This window comes from Magnetospirillum sp. LM-5 (assembly GCF_902729445.1).
In the GTDB taxonomy this organism is placed as follows: domain Bacteria; phylum Pseudomonadota; class Alphaproteobacteria; order Rhodospirillales; family Magnetospirillaceae; genus Magnetospirillum.
In genome coordinates this window covers 71544-87795 of sequence record NZ_CACVCE010000023.1, presented here as the reverse complement: position 1 = coordinate 87795, position 16252 = coordinate 71544, and the positions used below count along the sequence as shown (strand labels likewise).

The window sequence follows — 16252 nt, the reverse complement described above, 5'->3', positions numbered from 1 at the left end:
CAGAGTCAAACTCATCGGACAACTCATCGGCCGCTAGGCAGCACGAATGTCCAAATCTGGCACAACTGGGCCGTAGCGGACATTTCCGCCCAATGGCCGCTGTCATGGCACTTGCGGTCAGATAGCCCAAGCAAGCGCTTTAGAACACCCTTTACGCTTGATTCCCTTCCATCATTCCGGCGAAGGCCTTGGCATCGAGAATAAGGGCAATGCCCTCGCCGCCATGGGGAATGACGTCTGCAAAGGCTTCATTGATATCGATCCGCTCAATGAACCGCTTCAGATCCTGTGCGAAGCTGGCTCTGGCCCGGTAGCGCTCCGAGCGGTCGTCGATCTCGTCCAGGCGCTGCATGTGCTCCAATGCGGCCATCATCAGTTCATGCTCGCCGTTCACAACTGCCGCCTCTGTCGATTGAAGGCGTCCCTCCAATTCCTTTCGGCGGGCTCGTAGTGAGCGGATTTCCGATCGCAATTCCGCGATTCGGCCAGCCAAGGCATCGTCAACCTCGTCACCGTCACCGGGCTCGACCTCCTCCGCCATCGCCACCAGACGCTTCTGCTTGGCCAAGGCGGAGGCAAGCCGGGCCTCCACTTGGCCAAGCTCTTCTCGCAGGGCGGCGGTCGCCTGATTTTCCAAATCGAGCATCTGGCTGATGTCGATATCGGGCAAGCAGGCGAGGACGTGCCTTTCGAGCATTTCATAAGGATAGGTTTTGATGTGGGAGCATACGAGTTCCCCATCTTTCCGAACCCGGCGGCGGGCGATATCGCATTGCAGCCAGCCCCGCCCCTCGGGCAGGCCACCGCTGGTGTGATAATACATTGGGCCGCCGCAATAGGCGCATCTGACAAGCCCGCGAAACAAATTGGCACAGGTTCCCCGATCCTGCCCCGCCGATCCTTTCCGCCGCCCGGTCATCGCCTTCTGGGCGCGGAAGAACAGAGCCTCGGGCACAATGGCCGGGAAATAGCCCTCGATGGGCGGACCTTCCGGAACCCGCACCCCATCCTTCATCACGCCGGGCTGGAAGCGCCCGATCACCGCCTCGTTCGTCAGGATCTGGCGGATGCTTGTGTTGCGCCAGCCCTTGGCCCGCCCGAACGGAGTGACATTTTCATCGTTCAGCCTCCGCGCACTCATCCGGCTGCCGATTCCAGAAGCACATTCCTCGAAGAGGCGGCAGACAATCGCCGCCCGATCTTCCCGAACCCGGAATTCCGTCCGAGCCTTGTTGAGCGTCAGCCATCCGGGAATGCACCCTGTGAGCTTCGCCTTTGGATCGGCTTGCGCCCGAGCCCGCTTGGCCTTCCAGCTCTCGACCAGCCGCGCCGATTTCATGGCGCTCTCATCATGGGCGCGGGCCATGTAGACGATGGACATCAGCAGCTTGGTGAAATCCCGATCCACTTCCGCCTTGGAATACACTTGGCCGTCCGACAGGGTGACGATGGAAACCCCGGCGTCGATGATCGACAGGAACAGCGCCAGGGCGGTGGAGACCTGCTCCCGTGACAGCCGGTCGAGGTTCTCAACCAGCAATACCGATCCCGATGGAATGTCGCCGTCCCGGATCAGGTCGAGAAAGGCCGCCAGCGTTCCCTCGGTGCGGTTCTTACCTCGGAAGGCGGATACGCCGATGTCTTGCATGGTTTCGTTGAGGGTCAGGCCGTGCTTGATGGCATACTCACGTGATGCCTCAAGCTGACGCCGGAGCGAGTCGCCTTTGATCTGTTCCGGGCGCGACATGCGCAGGTAGGAAAATGCGAGAGCCATGGTTCCGGTCCGAGCGAAGCGGAACCTTAGTTTATGCTGAGGGTGGAGCATAATCCAGCGTCCTATCTTCTGTTTAATAGGACAAATCTCTACCATCGAGGCGGCGCGGGCCGGCGAAGCCGGTAAAGGCTTCGCCGTCGTCGCCGAAGAGGTCAAGGCCCTGGCCAACCAGACCTCGAAGGCCACCGAGGAAATTTCGCACCAGGTCCAGGACGTCCAGGATTCGTCGCGGCAGATGGCCGAACGGATCGGCGGCGTGGTCGAGATCATCCGGTCGCTCGACGAAGTGTCGGCGGCCATCGCCGGAGCGGTCCAGCAACAGGAGGCGGCGACCCACGACATCGCCGACAATATCGACGAGGTCGCCCACCAGGCCGATACCGTCTCGAAGAACGTCTCCGACCTGTCGAAATCGTCGGCGCAGACCTGCGCCGGAACCGTGCGGGTGATCTGGAGCGCCAGCAGTCTGGCCGATCTGGTCGACGGACTGACCGGCGAGACCGATCGCTTCCTGGAAAGGGTGCGCGCGCAATCCGGCGCTTGATCCCGACCGCACCTGACGCCAAGGCGTCAGGTGCGGCTTTTGCCTCGATGGTTCGACCAGGTCAATGCAGACGGGCCAGGAAGTCCTCGGTCTCACCGGTCAGGCTATCGACGGTCTGGGCCAGCGCCTTGGCGCTCCACATCACCCGAATGGTACCGGCGCAGGTCTTGGCCGAGGTCCGCGCCAGCAAGCTGACCGAGTTGGACACCACGTCGGCCTGGCGGGCCACCTCACCCACATGCTCGGCGATTTCGCGGGTCGAGGCATCCTGTTGCTGCACAGCGCCGGCGATGGTCGATGAAACGCCGTCGAGGGTCTGGATGACCGTGACGACGTCGGCAATGCTGTCGGCCATCACCTTGGCGGAATCCTGGATTTCGGAAACCTGCCGGGCGATGTCGCCGGTGGCGCTGGCGGTCTGGTCGGCCAGGTGCTTGACCTCGTCGGCGACGACGGCGAAACCCTTGCCGGCCTCGCCGGCGCGGGCGGCTTCAATCGTGGCGTTCAAAGCCAGCATGCGGGTCTGGGCGGCGATTCCCTGAATCAGTCCGACCACATGGCCGATGGCCTGAACCGCCGCCGTCAATCCCTCCATGCGGTTGGCGGTCTCGCTGACCTCGCTGACCGCCTTGCGGGTGATGTCGTTGGCGGCGCTGACCTGCTGGGCGATTTCATCGACGGCGATGGATAATTGGCTGGTCGCCTCGGACACGATGCTGGCCCGTTCGCTGGTGATGCGGGCCGCCTCGCCCATCTCCAGCGACAGGCTGCCGCTGCGCTGCGAGCGCTCGGACATTCCTAGCGCCGTGGTGCTGATCGCACCGGTGGCGCGGTCGACCTCTTCGACGCGGGAGCGAACCCCCTGGGCGTGCTCGGCGGCGGCGTTGTCGCGTTCCGCCCGGGCCTGATCCTCGATCTCCCGCGAGCGCTGGCTTTCCGTCTCGATCGCCAGTTTGTCGATGGCATTGCGCTTGAAGACCTCGACCGCACGGGCCATTTCGCCGACCTCGTCGGTGCGCGCCGTCGAGGGCACCGCCACGTCCAGCTCTCCATCGGCCAGGCGGTGCATCACCGCGGTAATGCCCAGCAGCGGCGCCGAGATGCCACGGGCCAGCACCCAGGCCACCGCCAACCCCACCGCCAGCGACACCAATGCGATCGCCCCGGCGATCAGGCGGGCTTGGCCGTACTGGGCGACATAGTCGGTGGCATCAAGGATGATTTCCACCGCCGCCACCGGCTTGCCGGAATAATCCATCACCGGCGCCGCCAGGACCGCCACCGGTTGGCCGCCCAACTCGGCCTGACGGATGATCCGCTGGCCGGCCAGGGCTTGGCGCAGGTCGGGCTCGGCCAGGACGGCCTGGGACACCGTCGCGGCCAGCACCTTCAAGCCATCGGCCTTGGGATCGACGACATGGATGGCCAGATCGACGCCGAAGCGCGCCTTGAAGGATTCGACGAACGGCTTGCCGACCGACATGCCGAATTCCACCGTGCCGCTGGCCACACCTTCCCACGCCATCGGGACGACGCTGCGGATTCCCAAACCGCCGACCCCGCTTTCCAGACCGATCGCCGGCTGGCGGCTGCGGTTGGCATCCACCACCGTCATGCGAAACGACGACAGATCGTCGCCGAACTTGCCGGGCATGTGGATCCGCAGGAATGATCGGGCCGGTGCGGTATGGAATTGGAACTGATCGACCCCGACCTTTTCCTTCAGGGTGGCGAAGCCGGGGGCGAACATGTGGGTCAGACGCTCGCGGTTGCCGATGGCGAAGGCCTGCTGGACCTCGGGCACGGTCGCCACCAGCCAGGCCATGCCGGCACCGGTGTCGGCCGCGGTGGCCACCGCGGCGGTGAAGGCGTCGTTGACGCCCTCCAGTTCGCGGGTTTCCGCCCGCATGATGGTCGAAGAAATCTGATGCAGCAGCAGCGGCACCACCGCCGCCACCACCAAGCCCAGCGTCGCGGCGAAACTGGCCACCAGGCGCCCGTTGATTCCCGTCTTCTTCATGGCCCACCCCTCCTTGCCGCGTGCAAGTCCGGGCGGAAGCAAGCCGTCCCGTCACCGCACGGGCTTGTTCATGTTAGGCCGTGTCGATCCAGTCCAGCATCGAGAATTCTCAATGGCCGCCCTGCGAGATAGCGATGGCCGCGATCGGCGGCGGCGACATTGACGGCAAACGCCCTGCACAAGGCAGGGCGTCATAGGGTGCCGAATGACGGATAATCTGACCTTAGCCGGTGGGCGGATCGACCACCTCGGCCTTGCCGGTGATCATCGAGCCGACCATCTCCCACCACGGCTTGCCGGTGAAGGCCATATAGACGTGGGCGATGAAGAAGACCAGCATCAGGAAGGCTGCGCCGGTATGGACGAAAGCCACCAATCCCAGCGACAACCCGCCCAATCCCCAGGCCGGCCAGTCGTTGTAGAACATGTAAAGCAGCCCCGACACCCACAGGGCCGGCGAGATGATCAGCTTGAAGAACAGATAGGCCAGGCGTTGCAGCGGATTGTGCTTGGCCGTCAGGCTTTTCTTGTAGGGATGCTTCACCCCCGGCTGGAAGATGCCGATGGTGTAATAACGGGCGACGTCGACCAGCTTGTCGCCGGTCGGGATGTAGTGACGCCATTGCCCGGTGGTCACATGCCAGAAGATGGCGAAGGCCCACAGAACCAGCAACGCCCAGGCCAAGGTGACGTGCAGGTCGGCGGCCCGGCCCCATTTCATCAGGGACAAGGTCCCGTGGACGGTGAAACCGGTCAGCATCAGGGCCACGATCAAGATCGCCTGGGTCCAGTGCCATAGCCGCTCGAAGCGGGTGAAGACGACGGCTTTAGCCATGATTTACCTCCCCCGCCGCGACAAGGCGACGCGCAACACCAGATGAAGAACCACGCCGGCCAGGGTCAGCCCCGCCAGCCCGAACCCGATCAGGTCCAGCCAGGCGAAGCGGTCGCGACCGGGCATGTAGAAGCCGGGAAGGTCCTTCAGGCGGCCCTCGGCCGAATGGCAGGACCCGCACTTCACCGCGTCGGTCTTGGGCGCCACCATGTGGGTGATCGGCCAGTAATAGACGCTATCGACGAAGCCATACTGACCGGAATAGGGATAGCCCGCATTGGCCATGCCCGCCGTCAGCGCCTTGCCCCAGTCGAAATTGCCCCAGAAGGCGTTTTCGTCCTTGCCGAACACATGGGGCATCAACAAGGTCTTGTTGACGGTGTCATAGGGCTGACGGCCCTTGAATTCCTTGAACGGCCAGATGCGGGCGGCGGGATCGGCGGCCGATCCACCCAGCATGTTGATGCCGACCGTGCGGCTGTCGTCGATCTTCTCGCCCTTCACGGTGTACTTGATGTCACCGTTGAACCAGCGATAGGCCGGAACCACGTTGGCGGCGAACTGGAAGTCGCCCTTCATGCTGTCATAGGTGACGTGGCCCGACGGGTCCTTGACCATGAACGGCTTGCCGTCCTTCAGCTTGCCGGCGGTCGACCAGTCCCACACCGTCTTGGTCGCCTGCTTGCGGGCGAAGGTGGGCACATGGCAGGTCGGGCAGGCCACCCGGTCGGTATGGTCGTTCAACTTGGCGGCGAAGGTGTCGTTCTTGTGCGGCGCCATGCCGTGGCACGATTCGCAGGTCGCGCGGTTGCCGTCGGTATGGCCGGGAACGTCGATGCCGGTCTTGTCCACCGCCTTGGTGGCGAAGCGCGAGCCGGCGGTGATGTGGCAGGTGGTGGTGTGGCAGGTGGCGCAGGTGAAGTTCAGGCCGTTGGCATCCATGTGGACGTCCAAGGCCTTGTCGGGCTTGCCCAGCGACGAATCGATGTCGCCATGCTTGACCGCATCGCCGCCGCCGCCGAAGAAGTGGCAGGCGCCGCAGGTCTGGCGGCTGGACGGCCCGACATTTTGCGCCACCTTCGCCAGATCGGCCGGCGGCCAGACCTTGCCGCTGCCGGGCGGGAACTGCTTCTCGACATAATTGGGATGCCCGGCATCGGTCGGGAACTTCTTGTAGCTGCCGGTGCGGTCGTGGCAGACCAGGCAATCGACATTGGCTTCCGAGGCGAAGTCGAAGCCGTCATCCTTCCAGCCGAACCCGACATGGCACGAGGTGCAGCGCGGTTCGTTGGTGCCCAGCGAAACGCAGAAATTGTTGATGATGTTCTTCTTGCCCAGCTTCTGGCCGGTCTGCGGATTGGTGTAGTCCCAGGTCCAGTGCAGGCTTTTGTGGACCTGCTTGGCCGCCTCGGTATGGCATGACAGGCAGGCCTTGGTGACCTCGGGGCCCGAGGCGAACGGGCCTTGCAGATCCTTGAACTTGCTGTGATCGGCGGTGCTGGCCTGGCGAAGGCTGGGACCGGCATCCTGGGCCGCGTGACCCGGGCCGCCCACAACCAGGGCGACCATCAGGGCGGCTAGGGCGATGAACGTGGATTTTGCCAGCATGGTTCCCCCCTGTGGCAAGGAATTCCCCATCGGCGCGCTCCCGGTCGATGGAGGTGCGGCGTAAAATGTAGCACTTGGTAAATTAGGCCGCGTTGATGTGGCTCAACCGGCGTGCGCGCCCGCGCCGCCGTCGATCACCTTGCGGTGACGCGATGTTCGGGTCGGATGCGGTCGGAGAGGGCTATTCGCCGTCGTCGGCGCCATCGACGCCGTCCGAGGTGGCGGCGGGGGCGAAATCATCGTCGCCCAGGTCGCGGCGCACCACCGGGCTGCGCAGCAACGCCTCGATACGGCCGGCTTCGTCGAAGCTGGTATCGGCCTCGAAGAACAGGTCCGGCACCACCCTAAGGTCGATCTGACGGGCCATTTCGTGGCGCAGAAAGGCCTTCGCCCGCTTCAAGCCCTTGATCAACGGCGTGGCGTCGCCGCCGCCCAAGGGCACCACGAACACGGTGGCGTTCTTGAGATCCGGGCTGACCCGCACCTCGGTCACGGTGATGGCCCGCCCGGCCAGATCGGGATCGCGGATGTCACCGCGTTCCAGGATGTTGGCGACGATGTGGCGCAGTTCCTCGCCGACGCGCAATTGGCGCTGGCTGGGCGGCTTGTAGCCCCTGGGCATGGTGGTCCTTTCGCGCGATGAAAGATCGCCCCGCCCTTACAGGGTGGTGGCGATCTCCTCGACCTCGAAGCACTCGATGACGTCGCCGTTGCGGATGTCGTCGTAATGGGCGAACGACATGCCGCACTCGTAGCCTTCGCGCACTTCCTTGACGTCGTCCTTGAAGCGCTTGAGCTGGCTCAGCTCGCCCTGGTGGATCACCACATTGTCGCGCAACAGGCGGACGCCGGCGCCACGCTTGACGATGCCTTCGGTGACCATGCAGCCGGCGACCTTGCCGACCTTGGTGATGTTGAAGACTTCGCGGATCTGCGCGTAACCGATCTGGTGTTCCTTCAGCGTCGGGGCCAGCATGCCCGACAGCATCTTCTTCATGTCGTCGGTGACGTCATAGATGATGCTGTAATAGCGGATATCGACGCCGTCGCGGCGCGCCATGTCGCGGGCCTGCGGGTTGGCGCGGACGTTGAAGCCGATGATCAGGCCGTTCGAGGCCTTGGCCAGGGTGACGTCGGATTCGTTGACCGGGCCGACGGCGGCGTGCAGCACGCGCACCTTGACGTCGTCGTTGCCGATCTTCTCGACCGCGCCGGTGATGGCCTCGACCGAGCCCTGCACGTCGCCCTTGATGACGATCGGCAGTTCCTTGGCCTCGCCGGCCTGGATCGCCGAGAACATCTGTTCCAGGGTGCCGCGGGCGGCGGCCTTGGCCCGGGCCTCGCGGTCCTGGCGCTGGCGGTATCCCGAGATTTCGCGGGCGCGGGATTCGTCCTCGACGGCGATGATGTCGTCGCCGGCGGCGGGAACGCCGTCCAGACCCAGCACCTCGACCGGGGTCGACGGGCCGGCTTCCTCGACGCGGTTGCCCTTGTCGTCGACCAGCGCGCGGACCTTGCCCCATTCGGAACCGGCGACGAAGACGTCGCCCACCTTCAAGGTGCCCTTCTGGACCAGCACGGTGGCGACCGGGCCGCGGCCCTTTTCCATCTTGGCCTCGACCACGGTGCCTTGGGCGGCGCGGGCGGCGTTGGCCTTGAGGTCCAGGATCTCGGCCTGCAGCAGGATGGCTTCCTCCAGCTTGTCGAGATTCATGCGCTTCTTGGCCGAGACTTCCACAGCCAGGATGTCGCCGCCCAGTTCCTCGGTGACCAGGTCATGCTGCAGCAATTCCTGGCGGACCCGTTCGGAATTGGCGCCGGGCTTGTCGATCTTGTTGATGGCGACGATCAGCGGCACGCCGGCGGCCTTGGCATGGCGGATGGCTTCCACCGTCTGCGGCATGATGCCGTCGTCGGCGGCGACCACCAGCACCACGATGTCGGTCACCTTGGCGCCGCGGGCGCGCATGGCGGTGAAGGCTTCGTGGCCGGGGGTGTCGATGAAGGTGATCTTGGCGCCCGAGGCCAACTGGACCTGATAGGCGCCGATATGCTGGGTGATGCCGCCGGCTTCGCCCGACACCACGTCGGTTTCGCGCAGGGCGTCCAGCAGCGAGGTCTTGCCGTGATCGACGTGACCCATGATGGTGACCACCGGCGGACGGGTGACCAGCACCGCGTCGTCGTCGACCTCGCCTTCCAGGCCGACCAGCACGTCGGCGTCGGAGACGCGCTTGATGTTGTGGCCGAACTCGGCGACCACCAGCTCGGCGGTGTCGGCGTCGATCGACTGGTTGATCGAAGCCATCACGCCCATGCGCATCAGGCACTTGATGACGTCGCCGCCCCGTTCGGCCATGCGGTTGGCCAGTTCCTGGACCGTCAGGCTTTCCGGGATGATGACGTCACGGATGACTTTCTCCGATCCCTTTTGCAGGTGCTTCAGGCGTTCGCGTTCACGGGCGCGCTTGACGGCGGCCAGCGAACGGCCGCGTTCGCCGCGATCGTCGTCGTCCAGGGCGGCGGTGATGGTCAGCTTGCCGGTGCGACGGCGCGGTTCGGTGCGCTTGACCGGGGCCGGCTTGTGGGCGGCGGCGCGCTTCTTGGCGCGCTCCTCTTCCTCTTCTTCTTCCTCGGCGGTGCGCGGACGGGCCACGCCAGCGGCGGCCGGGGCGGCGGCACCCTCGGGGCGCGGCGGCGGCGGCGCGGTCATGCGCGGACCCTGGCGGGGCTCGGCCGGCGTGGCGGCAGCGGCGGCCGGAGCAGCCGGAGCGGCGGCAGCGGGTGCGACCGGGGCCGGAGCGGCGACAGCCGGGGCTTCCTCGGCCACCGGAGCGGCCTCGACGGCCTCGGGCTCGGGGCGATTGGCGGCTTCCTCGGCCTCGATGGCGGCCCGCTCGGCGGCCTCGATGGCGGCGCGGGCCTCTTCCTCGGCGCGGATGCGGGCTTCTTCCTCGGCGCGCAGGCGGGCGTCCTCGGCGACCTTCATCGCCGTCTCGAGGGCCTTGGCGCGGGCCACCTTCTCGTGGTTGGTCAGGTCGTGGGCGCTGGCTGCCTGCTGGGCGGCCTCGACGATCGCCACGGCCTTGGCCAACTCAGCCTCGGCGCCGGAATGGGCCTGCTGGCCACGCACCTCGTGCATGGCGCCGCCGGCGTCGGCGGTGAAGGTGCGCTTCTTGCGCACTTCCACGGTCACCACCTTCGAGCGGCCATGCGAGAAGCTCTGGCGGACCTGACCGGATTCCACCGTCTTCTTCAGTTCAAGCTTCCCCGGCTGCGACAGCTTCAACGGGGTCTTGCGATCTTGGTTGTCGGACTCGCTCATGAACGGACTTCGTCTCTTTCGGCTTTCGGCGGACCAGAATGGTCCGACCTCACATCAACTCATAACGTCACTCTTCGCGGAACCCGGCCAGAAGCCTGGCCAGTTCCTTCAATCGATCGGCCAGCCCCCCCGCCGCCACGCCGACATGGACCGCGTGGTCGCGGCCGAAAATCAGGCCCAGATCGGCGGCGTCGAACAGGCGAACCTGCATGGCGCCCCCCGCCTTGGGTGTCAACTTGGCCTGGCCGGCCCGCGACCCGTCCCGGGCCTCGACCAGCACCGCCACGGTGCCCCCGTCCAGCGCGGCCTTGACCTTCTCGAAGCCACACACCGCTTGGCCGGCGCGCCGCGCCAGGGCCAGACATTCCAGCGCCCGGCGGGCCAACAATCCCTCGACCCGGTCGGCCAGATCCTCGGGCGCCGTCACCGGGCGGCGCGCGGCGCGCGAGAAGGCTCGCTTCGCCACGGCCGTATTTACCACATCCCGGCGGGGGCTCAACCAGATTCCCCGCCCGGGAAGCTTCCGTTCGATGTCGGGGACCACCTCACCGGTGGGTCCGACCACGAAACGCAGCAACTCCGCCTTGGGCTGTACCTGGCCGGTGACGACGCAACGCCGCTCCGGCCCGGTCAGGATTTCCTCTTCGCCCTCGGCCTCCAAAGGTCTCAGCCCTCACCCTCGAACCAGTGCGCGCGCGCGGCCATGATGACGGCGTTGGCCTGGTCCTCGGTCATTTCTTCCTTGCCCAGGATGTCGATCAGTTCGTCCGACGCCAGGTCGCCCAGATCGTCCAGGGTCTTGATGTTGCGATGGCCCAGCTTGACCAGCATGGACGGGGCCAGGCCCTCGATGGCGGCCATCTCGTCGACGACGCCCAGATCGCGGCGCATGGAATCGTAGCGCTCGTCCTGCTCGGCCAGGAAGGCCTTGGCGCGGTTCTGCAGCTCGACGGCGACATCCTCGTCGAAACCCTCGATGCCGGAAATGTCCTCGGCCGGCACGAAGGCCACTTCCTCGACGCTCGAGAAGCCTTCGGTCACCAGCAGATGGGCGATGACGTCGTCCACATCCAGGGCGTCGATGAACATCTTCGAGCGCGACCGGAACTCTTCGTTGCGGCGCTCGGATTCCTCGGCCTCGGTCATGATGTCGATGGACCAGCCGGTCAACTGGCTGGCCAGGCGGACGTTCTGGCCGCGCCGGCCGATGGCCAGGCTCAGCTGATCGTCGGGCACCACCACTTCCATGGTGTGGGATTCATCGTCGAGGACCACCTTGCTGACCTCGGCCGGGGCCAGGGCGTTGACGACGAAGGTGGCGTATTCGCTCGACCACGGGATGATGTCGATCTTCTCGCCCTGCAGTTCGGCGACCACCGCCTGCACGCGCGAGCCGCGCATGCCGACGCAGGCGCCGACCGGGTCGATCGAGGAATCGTGGCTGATCACGGCGATCTTGGCGCGCGAGCCCGGGTCACGGGCGACGGCGCGGATTTCGATGATGCCGTCATAGATTTCCGGCACTTCCTGGGCGAACAGCTTGGCCATGAAGGTCGGATGGGTGCGCGACAGGAAGATCTGCGGGCCGCGCTGCTCCTGGCGGACGTCGTAGATATAGGCGCGCACGCGGTCGCCGGTGCGGAAGGTCTCGCGCGGGATCAGCTCGTCGCGGCGCAGCAAGCCCTCGGCGCGGCCCAGATCGATGATGACGTTGCCGAATTCGACGCGCTTGACCAGGCCGTTGGAAATCTCGCCGACGCGGTCCTTGTATTCGTTGAACTGGCGCTGACGCTCGGCGTCGCGCACCTTCTGGACGATGACCTGCTTGGCGGTCTGGGCGGCGATGCGGCCGAAATCGATGGGCGGCAGCGGATCGACCAGGAAGTCGCCGACCACCGCGTCGGGCTTCTTCTTCAGGGCACGGGCCAGCGGCAGCTGGGTGGTCTCGTTCTCGACCTCTTCCACCACTTCGATATAGCGGGCCAGCAGGATCTCGCCGGTCTTGCGGTCGATATGGGCGCGGATGTCGTGTTCGTGACCGTACTTCGAGCGACCGGCCTTCTGAATGGCCTGTTCCATCGCTTCCAGCACTTCGTCGCGGTCGATGCCCTTGTCGCGGGCCACCGCGTCGGCGACCTGGAGAAGCTCGGGGCGGGGCAGGGCTGCGATACGTTCCATTGCTCGTCTGTTTCCCTTGTTTCCTTACGCCTGACCCTTGGCGGTCACGGCGTCGATCAGTTCATCGGTCAGCACCAGCTTGGCGCTTTTCAAATCGGCCAGCGGCACCAGGGCGTCGCCGGAATCCAGGGTGATGCGCACCGCCTCGCCTTCCAGGCCGACCAGGCGGCCCCGGAAACGCTTGCGGCCATCCACGGCGACCAGGCTTTCCAGCTTGGCCTCGAAGCCGGCCCAGGTCTGGAAGTCCTTGGGCCGGGTCAGCGGCCGGTCGATGCCCGGCGAGCTGACCTCCAGCACGTAACCGCCCTGGATCGGGTCCTCGACATCCAGCAGCGCCGACAGCGAGCGCGAAATGGTCGCGCAATCATCGACGGTCATCGGCGCCTGGTCGGCGCGTTCGGCCATGATCTGCAGGGTCGGGTGGGTCTTGCCCTGGAACTGCACGCGCACCAGCTCGTATCCCATCGCTTCCAGCGACGGGGCGATCAGCGCGGTCAGGCGGGTTTCAAGGTCCATTATCGTGATCCAGGGTCCAAAAAACAAAAAAAGTGGGCCACTGGCCCACCCTTACGATCAATCCCTCCGATCGAACACGACCTCTTGGGAATGAAGCAAGAATGTGTCTATGGAGCGGACAATATGCGGATTCGTCCGAGAGGGCAAGAAGAGAGTGGGGTGACGCCGAACCTCAAGTTCTTGGGCGGCGCGGCTTTCGGATCATAGCCATTCCCCTACTTGCTGCGGTCGAGCACTTCGAGCGCCTCATCGACGGCGACGGCGAAGTTCAGGTTGCCTTCCCCGGGCACTTTCCAGGTGGTGATGCCAATCAGACGCCCCTCTTCGTCGAACAGACCGCCGCCAGATGAGCCTGGAGCGATCGGCGCCGTGGTCTGGACATAGCGAACTCCGTCGGACGTCCGCAGACCCGACACGATGCCTTCCGAGATCGTGTTCTCCAGCGATTTGGGCGAGCCGATAGCGTAGACCTTTTCGCCCACCTTCAGGTCTGAATAGCGGCGGACATCCGTCGCCGGGACGAGGCGCTGATCGGCCTTGATCACGCACATGTCCTTCTTCCGGTTCCCGTTGATGACGCGGAACACCGCCACCTGCCCGCCGAGCTTGGCGCCAAGACCATCATGACCGTCGGTGACATGGCAGTTGGTGATGGCGAGCGAGCCGGTCAGCGCGACGGCAGAGCCGGTGGCTCCTCCGTCCTTGCCCACGTTGACCGCGATCAGGCGGAAGACCGACGGCGACAGTTTCGAGTAAATCTCCACCGGCGAAGGCTTCGGCAGCGGCACTGTCATACTGACCACGACCGGTGGCGGCGGTGCGACCGGCACCGGGGGTACTGGGGCTGGAGCGGCAGTTGGAGTAGCTGATGGAATTGCTACCGCTGCCGCTGCTGACTTGGTGGCCACCATCGGCTTCACAGGCGTCTCCGCCGCCTTGGCAATCGGCGTCAGGCCCATCTCGATCAACTTACGCCGTGCTACGACATTCCCGGCGTCGGCGGCCTTCTGGTATAGACGGCGGGCGCCATCGGCATCCTTGGGCAAGCCCCGTCCCTCAACCATGGCATCGCCGAGGTTCACCAACGCGAAGACGGAACCGCCCTCGGCTGCTTTTCGGAAGTGCCCGACGGCCTTTTCCCAGTCAGGCTTCACGTTCTTGTCGACGGGGTTGGCGGCGATGATCCCCAACCAGTTGGTGGCCTCAGCAAGGCCTTGGGTCGAGGCCATTGAGAACCAACGCAGAGCTTCGTCGTCGCTGCCGGGGACGGTCTCCCCCTCGTTGTAGAGCAGTCCCATTTCGAACTGGGCTTGCGGATTGCCGTTGCGGGCGGCGAGCCAGGCCCAACCGGCGTACTTGGCAGGATCCTTCGGCACCACCAGGCCGTCCTTGTAGAACTTGGCCACTGCGGCCTGAGCTTGCTCGTTCCCCTTCTTGGCGTGCCACATGAAGATCTTCAAGGCGCCTTCGGCATCGCCGCGCTCGAAGGCTTTGAATGCGGCCGACAGCCCGGCTGGCGCCACGCCGGTCTCCGGGCGGGTGAATTCCTCTGGATGGAGCGGCACGAACACCTCCGGGTGCCGCTGCAGGCTCTTGAGACGGTCGGTGGCGATATCGTAGCCATCATCGGCCGCCTTCTTGAAGTATTCGGCAGCCTTCAGCCGATCCTTGGTGACGACACCGGGCATGCCCTCATCGTGCATGGCGCCCAGCTTGTAGAGCGCCAGGCGACGCCAGCTGCGGTCGGTGTTGGCGGCAGCGAGTTCGAACATCCTCTTGGCTGCGGCAGGATCACGCCGGGTGCCCTGGCCATTCAGATACATCTCGCCCAGCCGGTATTGGGCCGAAGCCTGGCCGTCGTATCCATCGACGGCAGCAACAGACTTGAAGCGTTCGAACGCTTCTTCGTAGCGCCCTTCGTTTGCGGCATCGCTGCCTTTGACGTAGGCGACGTCCTGGATCGTCCGGCACCCGCCCAAGACGAGCGCCAGCACGATCAGGCTTGGCGCCAGCCGGAACGTAGATCGCATGATCACCCCCCATCACCACAATAAGCCAATCTTGCGGCAGATGGAAAAGATGTTCAACCAACGGGATGCGCGTTGGGTCAGCTGCTATCCTCACAACTTTGCCAAGTCCATCTGGCCAGCCAAGAAAAAATAGAAATGAGCATTCAGCGCCACCCGCTAACGGCAGTGATCAGGCCGTCGGTGGCCATCATCATGGCTTCGCTGCGATCAGCCTTCCGCGCCAAACCCTTTTCAACGCCGTCTCGGAAAACGGCATCCACGGCATCGTCTGGACCTGCAACACCACAACCCGAAAGCGCCCCGGCCTCCTTACCCCCATCGAGGCCTTCGCAAAATCAATCGCTGTTGCACTTGAGTTTTGAACCCGGCGCCGACCGAAATGACCATGTCGAGGCTGTAGAGGACGACAGGGCGCGTTGATCCGGCAATTTGCATTTTTTGCAAATTGCCTTCCTGAGGAAGCTCCCCGTCTTCGATCACATTGGCGATGTGCCTGGAAATCACCGAAACATCGCGACCGAACAGCTCAGCGATTTGCGCCTGCGTCATCCACAGGGAATTGCCTTCATAACGGATATCAAGCCGAAGTCCCTTGTCGGTCCCGTAGACGAGAAACCGATCTCCTGTTTTCTCGTCCTCGTGCAATGTCACGGGTTCGGACTCGCTCATGGCTGTCTCCCAGGGCCGTGGTCTATCAGATGTCAGCACCGTCCTTTCGTCAAGAGGCGCACCCCCTTGCAATCGCGGCCCTCTGCCGTTATAAGCATCACCCTTCGGGCGAGCGCGGGCCTGATCAAGGGCATGCCCCGCCGCCTCGGAAACGCATCTGAACTCTCATTCGCAAGGATCGCGAAAATGCCCAAGATGAAGACCAAGAGCGCCGCCAAGAAGCGGTTCAAGCTCACCGGCACCGGCAAGGTCAAGGCCGCTGCCGCCAACAAGCGTCACTGCCTGTCGGCCAAGCCCCAGGACATGAAGCGTCAGGCCCGCGGCACGTTCATCCTGTTCAAGGGTGATGCCGAGAAGGTCAAGACCTACTACCTGCCGTACGGAGACAAGTAACATGGCGCGCGTCAAGCGGGGCGTGACCACGTCCGCCCGTCACAAGAAGATTCTGAAGCTGGCCAAGGGCTTCCGCGGCCGTTCCTCCACCTGCTTTAGGGTGGCGATCCAGAAGGTCGAGAAGGCGCTGCGTTATGCCTATCGCGATCGCCGGGCCAAGAAGCGCAATTTCCGCGCCCTGTGGATCCAGCGCATCAATGCCGGCACCCGCCAGCACGGCCTGCCCTATTCGCGCTTCATGGACGGCCTGAAGAAGGCCGGCATCGCCCTGGACCGCAAGGTCCTGGCCGACATCGCCGCGCGCGAGCCGGAAGCCTTCAAGTCGCTGGTTCAAAAGGCCCAGGCGGCCCTCCAGTAAGG

General features: G+C 64.7%; 14 protein-coding genes. 3 read left to right on the top strand and 11 right to left on the bottom strand.

Features of this window, described 5'->3' with window-relative positions:
• Positions 1 to 151: 151 nt before the first annotated feature.
• Complete coding sequence (locus MTBLM5_RS10010) at positions 152 to 1774, bottom strand: recombinase family protein (RefSeq protein ID WP_256367169.1); 1623 nt, start codon at positions 1772 to 1774, stop codon at positions 152 to 154.
• A 49-nt stretch (positions 1775 to 1823) separates the two neighbouring features.
• On the opposite strand from MTBLM5_RS10010, the gene MTBLM5_RS10005 reads away from it, so the two are divergent.
• Positions 1824 to 2318: a methyl-accepting chemotaxis protein gene (locus MTBLM5_RS10005; protein WP_371814012.1), complete on the top strand. Its 495-nt coding sequence runs from the start codon at positions 1824 to 1826 to the stop codon at positions 2316 to 2318.
• Between the two features lie 61 nt (positions 2319 to 2379).
• On the opposite strand, the gene MTBLM5_RS10000 is transcribed toward MTBLM5_RS10005, so the two are convergent.
• The 10 genes from MTBLM5_RS10000 to MTBLM5_RS09955 form a co-directional block, all read right to left on the bottom strand.
• Positions 2380 to 4338 (bottom strand): methyl-accepting chemotaxis protein, encoded by a 1959-nt coding sequence (locus MTBLM5_RS10000; protein WP_173975978.1) that lies wholly within the window; start codon positions 4336 to 4338, stop codon positions 2380 to 2382.
• Between the two features lie 223 nt (positions 4339 to 4561).
• A complete protein-coding gene (locus tag MTBLM5_RS09995; RefSeq protein WP_173975977.1) occupies positions 4562 to 5173 on the bottom strand; it encodes a cytochrome b/b6 domain-containing protein in 612 nt (203 codons plus the stop codon).
• Between the two features lie 3 nt (positions 5174 to 5176).
• A complete protein-coding gene (locus tag MTBLM5_RS09990; protein WP_254430979.1) occupies positions 5177 to 6781 on the bottom strand; it encodes a tetrathionate reductase family octaheme c-type cytochrome in 1605 nt (534 codons plus the stop codon).
• Positions 6782 to 6962: 181 nt separating this feature from the next.
• Positions 6963 to 7403, bottom strand: a complete 441-nt coding sequence (rbfA, locus tag MTBLM5_RS09985; protein WP_173975975.1) for a 30S ribosome-binding factor RbfA — start codon at positions 7401 to 7403, stop codon at positions 6963 to 6965.
• Between the two features lie 36 nt (positions 7404 to 7439).
• Entirely contained in the window at positions 7440 to 10106 is a 2667-nt protein-coding gene (gene infB / locus MTBLM5_RS09980) for a translation initiation factor IF-2 (RefSeq protein WP_173975974.1), read from the bottom strand.
• Positions 10107 to 10173: 67 nt separating this feature from the next.
• The gene (locus MTBLM5_RS09975) at positions 10174 to 10767 is read right to left on the bottom strand and encodes an RNA-binding protein (RefSeq protein WP_217425010.1); all 594 of its coding nucleotides are present in this window, start codon (positions 10765 to 10767) and stop codon (positions 10174 to 10176) included.
• A gap of 5 nt (positions 10768 to 10772) precedes the next feature.
• Positions 10773 to 12284, bottom strand: a complete 1512-nt coding sequence (gene nusA, locus MTBLM5_RS09970; protein ID WP_173975973.1) for a transcription termination factor NusA — start codon at positions 12282 to 12284, stop codon at positions 10773 to 10775.
• Between the two features lie 24 nt (positions 12285 to 12308).
• Positions 12309 to 12800 (bottom strand): ribosome maturation factor RimP, encoded by a 492-nt coding sequence (gene rimP / locus MTBLM5_RS09965; protein ID WP_173975972.1) that lies wholly within the window; start codon positions 12798 to 12800, stop codon positions 12309 to 12311.
• Between the two features lie 215 nt (positions 12801 to 13015).
• A complete protein-coding gene (locus MTBLM5_RS09960; RefSeq protein ID WP_173975971.1) occupies positions 13016 to 14830 on the bottom strand; it encodes a trypsin-like peptidase domain-containing protein in 1815 nt (604 codons plus the stop codon).
• Between the two features lie 309 nt (positions 14831 to 15139).
• Positions 15140 to 15499, bottom strand: a complete 360-nt coding sequence (locus MTBLM5_RS09955) for a hypothetical protein (RefSeq protein WP_173975970.1) — start codon at positions 15497 to 15499, stop codon at positions 15140 to 15142.
• 186 nt (positions 15500 to 15685) lie between these two features.
• Between MTBLM5_RS09955 and rpmI the strand changes: the two genes are divergently transcribed.
• Together rpmI and rplT are read left to right on the top strand one after the other, a co-directional pair.
• Positions 15686 to 15892 carry a 50S ribosomal protein L35 gene (gene rpmI / locus MTBLM5_RS09950; protein ID WP_173975969.1) on the top strand — a complete coding sequence of 69 codons (207 nt, stop codon included), beginning with the start codon at positions 15686 to 15688 and terminating at the stop codon, positions 15890 to 15892.
• Between the two features lies 1 nt (position 15893).
• Positions 15894 to 16250, top strand: a complete 357-nt coding sequence (rplT, locus tag MTBLM5_RS09945; protein ID WP_068502442.1) for a 50S ribosomal protein L20 — start codon at positions 15894 to 15896, stop codon at positions 16248 to 16250.
• The last annotated feature ends 2 nt before the right edge of the window (positions 16251 to 16252 follow it).

What these genes read in the sequence shown, in the direction of transcription:
- MTBLM5_RS10010 (WP_256367169.1), bottom strand. Translation starts at nt 1,774, where the DNA reads ATGGCTCTCGCATTTTCCTACCTGCGCATGTCGCGCCCGGAACAGATC.
- MTBLM5_RS10000 (WP_173975978.1), bottom strand. Translation starts at nt 4,338, where the DNA reads ATGAAGAAGACGGGAATCAACGGGCGCCTGGTGGCCAGTTTCGCCGCG.
- MTBLM5_RS09995 (WP_173975977.1), bottom strand. Translation starts at nt 5,173, where the DNA reads ATGGCTAAAGCCGTCGTCTTCACCCGCTTCGAGCGGCTATGGCACTGG.
- MTBLM5_RS09990 (WP_254430979.1), bottom strand. Translation starts at nt 6,781, where the DNA reads ATGCTGGCAAAATCCACGTTCATCGCCCTAGCCGCCCTGATGGTCGCC.
- rbfA (WP_173975975.1), bottom strand. Translation starts at nt 7,403, where the DNA reads ATGCCCAGGGGCTACAAGCCGCCCAGCCAGCGCCAATTGCGCGTCGGC.
- infB (WP_173975974.1), bottom strand. Translation starts at nt 10,106, where the DNA reads ATGAGCGAGTCCGACAACCAAGATCGCAAGACCCCGTTGAAGCTGTCG.
- nusA (WP_173975973.1), bottom strand. Translation starts at nt 12,284, where the DNA reads ATGGAACGTATCGCAGCCCTGCCCCGCCCCGAGCTTCTCCAGGTCGCC.
- rimP (WP_173975972.1), bottom strand. Translation starts at nt 12,800, where the DNA reads ATGGACCTTGAAACCCGCCTGACCGCGCTGATCGCCCCGTCGCTGGAA.
- MTBLM5_RS09960 (WP_173975971.1), bottom strand. Translation starts at nt 14,830, where the DNA reads ATGCGATCTACGTTCCGGCTGGCGCCAAGCCTGATCGTGCTGGCGCTC.
- MTBLM5_RS09955 (WP_173975970.1), bottom strand. Translation starts at nt 15,499, where the DNA reads ATGAGCGAGTCCGAACCCGTGACATTGCACGAGGACGAGAAAACAGGA.
- rpmI (WP_173975969.1), top strand. Translation starts at nt 15,686, where the DNA reads ATGCCCAAGATGAAGACCAAGAGCGCCGCCAAGAAGCGGTTCAAGCTC.
- rplT (WP_068502442.1), top strand. Translation starts at nt 15,894, where the DNA reads ATGGCGCGCGTCAAGCGGGGCGTGACCACGTCCGCCCGTCACAAGAAG.